This window comes from Limosilactobacillus sp., assembly GCF_051873035.1.
In the GTDB taxonomy this organism is placed as follows: Bacteria; Bacillota; Bacilli; order Lactobacillales; family Lactobacillaceae; genus Limosilactobacillus.
Window position 1 is genome coordinate 1 of record NZ_JBJEEL010000051.1, and the last position, 7,267, is coordinate 7,267.

Annotated in this window: 10 protein-coding genes; 7 read left to right on the forward strand and 3 right to left on the reverse strand. The window is 49.3% G+C overall.

Features of this window, described 5'->3' with window-relative positions; all coding sequences use genetic code 11:
- From ACI31H_RS04905 to ACI31H_RS04915, 3 genes are all read left to right on the forward strand, one after another.
- Positions 1-338: TetR-like C-terminal domain-containing protein (locus ACI31H_RS04905; RefSeq protein ID WP_439770880.1), on the forward strand; the 338-nt coding region annotated here is incomplete at its 5' end.
- A 79-nt stretch (positions 339-417) separates the two neighbouring features.
- On the forward strand, positions 418-699 hold the full coding sequence (locus ACI31H_RS04910; protein ID WP_439770881.1) for a hypothetical protein: 282 nt from the start codon (positions 418-420) through the stop codon (positions 697-699).
- 163 nt (positions 700-862) lie between these two features.
- A complete protein-coding gene (locus tag ACI31H_RS04915; RefSeq protein ID WP_439770882.1) occupies positions 863-2,944 on the forward strand; it encodes a KxYKxGKxW signal peptide domain-containing protein in 2,082 nt (693 codons plus the stop codon).
- Positions 2,945-3,002: 58 nt separating this feature from the next.
- Here the strand turns inward: ACI31H_RS04915 and ACI31H_RS04920 are convergent, their stop codons facing one another.
- The 3 genes from ACI31H_RS04920 to ACI31H_RS04930 all read right to left on the reverse strand — a co-directional run bounded on the left by ACI31H_RS04920 (position 3,003) and on the right by ACI31H_RS04930 (position 4,467).
- On the reverse strand, positions 3,003-3,389 hold the full coding sequence (locus ACI31H_RS04920) for a type II toxin-antitoxin system HicB family antitoxin (RefSeq protein ID WP_439770883.1): 387 nt from the start codon (positions 3,387-3,389) through the stop codon (positions 3,003-3,005).
- A 206-nt stretch (positions 3,390-3,595) separates the two neighbouring features.
- On the reverse strand, positions 3,596-3,973 hold the full coding sequence (locus ACI31H_RS04925; RefSeq protein ID WP_439770884.1) for a lipopolysaccharide assembly protein LapA domain-containing protein: 378 nt from the start codon (positions 3,971-3,973) through the stop codon (positions 3,596-3,598).
- A gap of 104 nt (positions 3,974-4,077) precedes the next feature.
- Positions 4,078-4,467 (reverse strand): ribonuclease HI family protein, encoded by a 390-nt coding sequence (locus tag ACI31H_RS04930; protein WP_439770885.1) that lies wholly within the window; start codon positions 4,465-4,467, stop codon positions 4,078-4,080.
- Between the two features lie 45 nt (positions 4,468-4,512).
- On the opposite strand from ACI31H_RS04930, the gene ACI31H_RS04935 reads away from it, so the two are divergent.
- The 4 genes from ACI31H_RS04935 to ACI31H_RS04950 all read left to right on the forward strand — a co-directional run.
- Positions 4,513-4,914, forward strand: coding sequence for an EbsA family protein (locus tag ACI31H_RS04935; RefSeq protein WP_439770886.1), 402 nt, complete (start codon positions 4,513-4,515; stop codon positions 4,912-4,914).
- Positions 4,915-4,919: 5 nt separating this feature from the next.
- Positions 4,920-5,363: a signal peptidase II gene (lspA, locus tag ACI31H_RS04940; RefSeq protein ID WP_439770889.1), complete on the forward strand. Its 444-nt coding sequence runs from the start codon at positions 4,920-4,922 to the stop codon at positions 5,361-5,363.
- On the forward strand, positions 5,363-6,277 hold the full coding sequence (locus ACI31H_RS04945) for an RluA family pseudouridine synthase (protein WP_439770887.1): 915 nt from the start codon (positions 5,363-5,365) through the stop codon (positions 6,275-6,277). Before lspA ends, ACI31H_RS04945 begins: the two co-directional genes overlap by 1 nt.
- Positions 6,278-6,344: 67 nt before the next feature.
- The coding region (locus tag ACI31H_RS04950) for a carbamoyl phosphate synthase small subunit (RefSeq protein WP_439770888.1) at positions 6,345-7,267 on the forward strand (923 nt) is incomplete at its 3' end.

Consider the following 7,267-nt stretch of genomic DNA (forward strand, 5'->3'; position numbering starts at 1 on the left):
TTTTTTATTTACCACCAACTGGGTGGCTAACTTCATTCTATAATCTACCAATTAAATTTATAGAGGAAAATAAGGTGGTCTTTGAGAAATTAATTCAATCAGGATTATTAATGGAAAGGTTGACCACTAACTTAAAGGAAAAGTTTAACCAACAGCTTTTTTGGCCCCACCATACAAAAGTTGAACCTGAGCATTTTATGGCATTGATGCACTATGTGATTGCTGGTAGTAATGAGTTATTAATATATTGGCTTGATAATAATTCTGGAATTCCGGTGGCTGAACTTGCAGAGATGCTGATTAAGCTCCAGGCAAGCGCCCGCGATCAATTGAGTTAGTTAAATAGAAATTTTGTCTTCAGGTTTAATAGAGAACGTTATATTGGCTATAAATTGTCAGAAGATTGGAGGATAAAAGATGAGAAATATAGCTGAACCAACTATCGAGGAATTTAGAAATTACATGATTGTTAATGTGCTTAAGGATATTGTGACAATTGATAATAAGGACGTGGAGACTGCTCTTCGTGATTTTAAAAAGTCAAAGACCTACCGAATTATTCAGCAAATGGGGGATGAGTATAATGAGGTGGGGCCGGATTACTTCTATGACCTTTATAAAAATGAACTCAAGTATGGACAACCGGTCACCTCAGCGTCTCTTTATATTAAAAGATTGCAACGCGAAGGCAAATTATGATGCCTTTGGAAAGGCTCTGTGAATTAAGCGCAGAGCCTTTTTTACGTATGAATGTGAAGCTGTTGGTTAGCATAGCAAGGATGAACTGAAATCGTTCTCATCTCAGTCAGTTATCTGTGTTAAAATATGGATGTTTATTTAGTTACAATTGGGGAGAGTTTATATGAAAAAAGAGCATATTAAGATGTATAAGTCAGGCAAACGCTGGCTGACAGCGTTAGTGACTGTGGCGGCGGTGAGCCTCTTAGGTTGGACTGCGGCTGTCCACGCGGATGCCACGGTTAATCCGGCGGGGAGTCAACCTACCGTTACAGCAGTTACGAGAGCGGCGACGGCAGCTAGTAATACAACCACTACGGTAATGCCCAATGGTGATAGTGATACGACACCGGTTAACAATGCTTGCTTAGATGGCATCAGTAATGACCAGCAGGGGAACCTGGTCCTCTCCGGCTGGCACGCTAGTAACATTTACCAACCGGGAACGCAGCATTATTTGCTGGTCTTAAACGGGGCAAATAACCAGGAATTGTACCGGACTCCGGCAACCGTGATTAATCGTCCGGATGTTCAGGCCGTTTACCCGCAGGCGGCTATTTCCGGTAATGGGGGCTTTCAAGCAACGATCCCAACAGCCCGGCTGACCGGCGCGGATTCTTACCGGATCGTTTCACGGTATACCACACAAGCCAATGGTGAACCATCTGGTAACCAAGACTTTTGGTTCCCTGTAATTAGTAGTAAGGCCGGTTGCCTGGATAGCTTTAAGGTGACGGGGTCGCAAATTACCGCTAGTGGTTGGCACGCCGATGACCAAGCGGCAGTTAAGCCTTACCACTACCTGATCCTGTTTGACCAGACCCATAACCGCGAAGTCACCCGGAAGTTGGTTAACAATCATACTAGCGCGGACGTGCGCCGTGCCATGCCACTGATCGCTAACTCTAACCGGGCACGCTTTAATGTTAGTTTTGACCTGACACCAGCGATGCTCAATAACCAGCTGGTCTTGATTAGTCGCTATAGTGGTTCTCAGGATGGCAACAGCAACTACTCCGACTACTACTTTAATAACCAGCCATTAACGATTGGTAACCAACAAGCTGGCTGCCTGGACCGCTTTGGTTTAAATGGCTGGCAGGTAGTTGCTTCTGGCTGGCACGCGGCGGATGCTTCCGCCATGCTACCGAACCATTACCTGATCCTATTTGACCAAACACTAGGCCGTGAAATCGGTCGGAAGAAAGTTGCCACGACGGCCAGCGCGGACGTAGCGCAGAATGGCTTTGGTAATATCGCCAATGCTGACCACTCTCGCTTCAGTGCTACATTTAACATTTCTCCAAACGAACTTGGCCACCGGCTAGTCTTGCTTAGCCGGTACAGTGATGATCCGAACTACGGTGAGGGTCACCATGTTGACCAGTGGTTTAACAACACCATTGATCTTCATGAAAAGCAGGCGGCCTGGCTAGACACGCTGTCCTATGAACAAGGCGATTCGATTTATTCAGTTACTAATTACCTGGATGTGGCTGGTTGGCACGCGGATGATATGGCGGCACTTTATCCACACCACTTCATCATCCTCTATGACGGCACGACGAACCGTGAGCTGGCGCGGAAAGAAGTTACCAACATTGCTAGTCCGGATGTCGCCCGGGCAAACAGCGATATTCTAAACGCTAACCGGGCCCGGTTCAGCACTACTTTTGAGGTTCCTGATGATGCCTTTGACAACAACCACATTATCCGGATCATTAGTCGGTACAGCGATAGTAGTAATGGTGAAGGGCACTATTCCCAAGAGTGGATTGGTAACCGGGCTTTGAATGTCCCATATAAGCAGGGGGATTATCTCTATGACCGGGCGGGCAATGCCTACCGAATCCCAACCGATAGTCCAGAACACGTGGCTCAATTAATTGCCCAGTTGGTAGGTCCAGTTAAGACGACCCAGCTAGCCCAAGTGGCACAGGCGGCCCGGTATGTTAATGCCTTCTGCAATGACGGTCGCTACACCATGTCGGGACCGTACTACAACAAGCCATATGGCGTCTTTATCGCCCATGAATTCTCGTGTGCCGGTGGTACCCGGGCAATGGGGCTGGTCCTCAATGGCCTCGGATACTCCTACCGTCACGTTAACGAAAACTTATACACCCACCAGTGGTGTGAAACAGTTCTTGATGGTCGCAAAGCCTGGGTTGATGGTACCAATGGCTATGCTGGCTATTATGAATAGGAGAATAATAACTAAAAAGAGCGTGGGAACTGATAGTAGCTCCTGCGCTCTTAACTGTTTAAACATTTAGTTTTTTCTTCAGTGCTGCGGTCATTACTTCACTAAAGTTAATATTATTTTCCTTACCCAACTCATTCAAGTAGTTGGGGATGGTGATGGTTTTCTTAACTACCTTATTATCGTGCTTGCGCTTGTATTCCGAAACGTTAACGGTCACGAGGGTTGCAATGGCATCACCTTGGACGGATGGGAGATTGGTGTTTGACTTTGGTAGCGAATTTTCAAGAGAGTAAGTACCGATATAGTCTTTCGCCATTTTGATCGCATCAGCAATCGATTGTCCCTCGGTCATCCCATCAAGGTCAGGAATTTCAACAAAGTAAGGGTAAGCAGAATTATCCTTATTTTCGGTAATAATAATCGGAAATACTTTAATACTGTCCATTATAATCCTCCTAAGTTGACCAACTATTACGATGTTTAAGAAACTTCTTAAGACATTTTAATTATTATATACGTTCTTTATACGTGTATAAATAGCATTGTCCTGCTTTATGGGGATAACGTTTTATCGGCCCAGCGACACGAAAGAAAACTAGACAATTTCCAAATAAAAAGCGTGTTAGCCAACATTCCGCTAACACGTTTTTCTTACTTAGTGCTACTTTGATTGCTGTCACCCTGGGCCGGGGTCGCGGCCTTGGCGAGCCGGGCATTGGCCTCCTTCAAAGCGGCGTTTTCCTTGAGCAAGTCCTTATTTTGCTTGGTTAGCTTGGCAACTTGCTTAGGATCAGCCTTGCTCTGGCGCAGGGCCTTTAATTCCTTATCCTGCTTGAGGTGGGTGGATAAGGAGAAGAGGTAGATGATCAGCGCCCCGATTAGCAGGCAGACCAGGATGAGAATGATCAGCGGCGTGTGGAACTTGGTTACCAGTAGGTTAACTTCCACGGAAGCCGTGTTGGCAATCGCAAAGATCGCTACCAGGATAATTAGAATAATTGAAATAATTGTGGTTGACTGTTTTTTCACAACGAAAATCCTCCCATTTACGTACTAAAACTATTGTAGGGCGAACCCTGCTTAAAGGCCAGCCCTTTTGGCCCGCGGCCGCTTCTGTTATACTAAGACAGGATTTATTCCAGACTTTTTAAGGCCTGGTTAGCCAGATGGTGGGCCCCGCCGTTTTCCCGGTCGGGGATCCACTGCGTCACCACCGTTGAAAAGTGGGCGATCAATTCATTGAGCCGGGCCAGTTCGGCTTGGTAATGTTTTGTATAATTTTTCCCAATTGCGTCACTAAGCAGGCGGCTATCGGTGTAGAATAGGACCGTTCGTTCATCCGGAAAGTGCTGGATGAGATATTCAAAGCCAAAAGTAGCCGCAGCAAATTCGCCCTGGTGGTTATCTGCCAGAGGGAGGGTCTTAGTTAGTTGAAATTGCTGGTGGTCGGCGAGAACCAAGGCCCCCAGCCCCGTTGGCCCCGGATTACCCTTGGTGGCAGCGTCAGTATACAATTTAAGCATTAAAATTACCTCACTTATTATCGTTGAAAGGATGTTTGACAAACAATGGAAGAAGAAACCCGTTACTTTTACCAACCCGACCTTACGGGAGCGATCATCAGCTGGTGCTGGACCTTTTTAATTTTTATTGCGGGCCTGGTAGTTTGGCTAGAAATCACGCACTTCCAGTGGATCACTGCAGTACTTTTTATCATTTTTGCCGCCCTGGTATTCTTTGAGGTGAAGCGGCGGACAGTCCTAGTCACGCCTTCCAAGTTAACCTTCAGCCGGCTTTTACAAAAGGACTACCTCGTAATCCCGTTAGCCGACATTCGGCAACCCCATTTTACTAAACATACGATGACAATGACAGTCAATGGGGAAGTTCTGAGCTTTACCTTCTCCCAGCGGACCGTTAACCGGCTGGCTGACCTCCTCCGCCGGCAACGTGCAAAGGGGGACCACTAGTGCCAATCTTTGGATACCTTATTGTAGCTGCTGTTTTGGTGGGGGTCGACCAGCTGGTCAAACACTGGATCAGCGCCCACATTGCCTTAAACGCCAGTCAACAGTTTATTCCCCACCTCCTCGCCCTGACCAACCTCCGGAATGACGGGGCGGCCTGGAGCATCCTTGAAGGGCAGCAGTGGTTCTTCACCCTGGTCACGCTGGTCGCCATAGTCGTCATCGGCTACCTCTTTTACCGCTGGCGCCGGCAGGGTCGCCTCTTATGGCCCTTGACGTTAATCCTGGCCGGGACGATCGGCAACTTCATTGACCGCTTGCAAAATGGCTACGTGGTTGACATGTTCGAACTATTACCGGTGAACTTTCCGGTCTTTAACGTGGCGGACTGCTGCCTGACGGTTGGGGTGATTTGGCTGTTGATTATCTTTATCCGAGAGGAAGAAGCGTAATGGAAAAGAAATTAGAATTAACGGTTGACCAGTCCTTGACCGGCCGGATCGATAAGGTGCTGGGTCACCACTTTGACCAGTACTCCCGCTCGCAAATCCAAAAATGGGTGGAAGACGGTCACGTCACGGTTAACGGTCAACCGGTCAAACCCAAGCATAAGCTAATGGTGGGGGACCAGGTGGCAATCACGCCGGAAGCACCCCAAAAGATTGACTTGGCGCCGGAAAATATTCCCCTCGATATCGTCTACGAAGATGATGACGTCCTGGTGGTCAATAAGCCGCAGGGGATGGTCGTCCACCCAGCGCCTGGCCACCCCAACCATACCCTGGTCAATGCCTTGTTATACCACAGCCCGCTTTCGACGATTAACGGGGAATACCGTCCGGGAATTGTCCACCGGATTGATAAGGATACGTCCGGCCTCTTAATGGTTGCCAAAAACGATCTGGCCCACCGGTCACTGGCGGCCCAGCTAAAGGCGAAGACCAACCAGCGGGAGTACGTAGCCCTAGTCCATGGGGTGATTAAGCAGGATCGCGGCACGATTGACGCCCCCATCGGCCGGTCTCGTAAAGACCGGAAGAAGCAGGCGATTGTGGCCGATGGTCGGCACGCGGTTACCCATTTTAAGGTATTGAAGCGTTACCGCCACTACACCTTAGTTTCCTGCCGCCTGGAGACGGGCCGGACCCACCAGATCCGGGTACACATGAAGTCAATTGGCCACCCCCTTGCTGGGGACCCCTTATACGGTCCGAAGAAAACTTTGCCGGGGAAGGGGCAGTACCTTCACGCCCGCGAGCTCGGCTTTAAGCACCCGCGGACCGGCAAGCAACTCCTGTTTACGGCACCGCTACCCGATTACTTTCAGCAGATGCTGGATCACTTGGATCGGGTAGATTCTAATTAACAGAATTACCAAACTCGTTTATAATTGAAGAGTGAATTAATGAGCATGCCACAGAGGGGGAGTTTCAATGGCAGCACGCTACCTCATATTTGAAGATGGCTCGGTTTTTGCCGGTGACGGTTTCGGTGCACCCGCCGTTACCTTTGGCGAAGTGGTTTTTAATACCAGTATGACCGGCTACCAAGAAATCATCACTAACCAGATTTATAATAACCAGATCCTAACCTTCACCCAGCCCAACATCGGCAGTGCCGGGATCCAGCGGAACATCTATGAAACGATTGTGCCCACCGTAAAAGGGGTAGTGGTCCGGTCGCTGTCCAACGTTGCCACTAACAACGTCCGGCGGCTCACCTTGGACCAGTACCTCAAGCAGATGAATATTCCCGGGATCACTAACGTGGACACCCGGGCGATTGTCCATAAACTACGGGCGGCCCAAAAGCCCCTGAAGGGTAGTATTGTCCCGGTGCCCGATGACCACGCTTTTGACCAGCTACATGCCACGGTTCTGACCAGCCAGCAGGTTGCCCAGGTGGCAACGCCCAAGCCCTATCCTAACCCGGGAGTCGGCAAGAGTGTCGTGGTTATCGACTTTGGCCTCAAAAACGGGGTCCTGCGGCAGCTTAGTCGGCGGAAGTGTAACGTGACGGTTCTCCCGTATACGGCCACTACGGACGAAATCCTGCGCCTGGATCCGGATGGTGTGGTCCTGTCGACCGGTCCCGGGGATCCCACCAAGCTCAAGGCCTCAGTTCTCACGATGATCCGGGAAGTGGAAGAACGAATCCCACTCTTTGCCATTGGCCTCGGTCATGAGCTCTTCGCCATGGCTAATGGGGCGACTGTCAAGCGCTTGCCGGTTGAACACCACGGGATGAACCACCCCCTTTTAGAAGTAATTACCGACCACATCGTTTACGCAATGCAGGGGGGCGGCTTTACGATCGATCCCGCAACGATCGATCGGTCGAAGCTCTTCGTGACCTA

Bases quoted from the DNA above. Each gene is read 5' to 3' on its own strand.
- ACI31H_RS04910 (WP_439770881.1), top strand. From the start codon at position 418: ATGAGAAATATAGCTGAACCAACTATCGAGGAATTTAGAAATTACATG.
- ACI31H_RS04915 (WP_439770882.1), top strand. From the start codon at position 863: ATGAAAAAAGAGCATATTAAGATGTATAAGTCAGGCAAACGCTGGCTG.
- ACI31H_RS04920 (WP_439770883.1), bottom strand. From the start codon at position 3,389: ATGGACAGTATTAAAGTATTTCCGATTATTATTACCGAAAATAAGGAT.
- ACI31H_RS04930 (WP_439770885.1), bottom strand. From the start codon at position 4,467: ATGCTTAAATTGTATACTGACGCTGCCACCAAGGGTAATCCGGGGCCA.
- ACI31H_RS04935 (WP_439770886.1), top strand. From the start codon at position 4,513: ATGGAAGAAGAAACCCGTTACTTTTACCAACCCGACCTTACGGGAGCG.
- ACI31H_RS04945 (WP_439770887.1), top strand. From the start codon at position 5,363: ATGGAAAAGAAATTAGAATTAACGGTTGACCAGTCCTTGACCGGCCGG.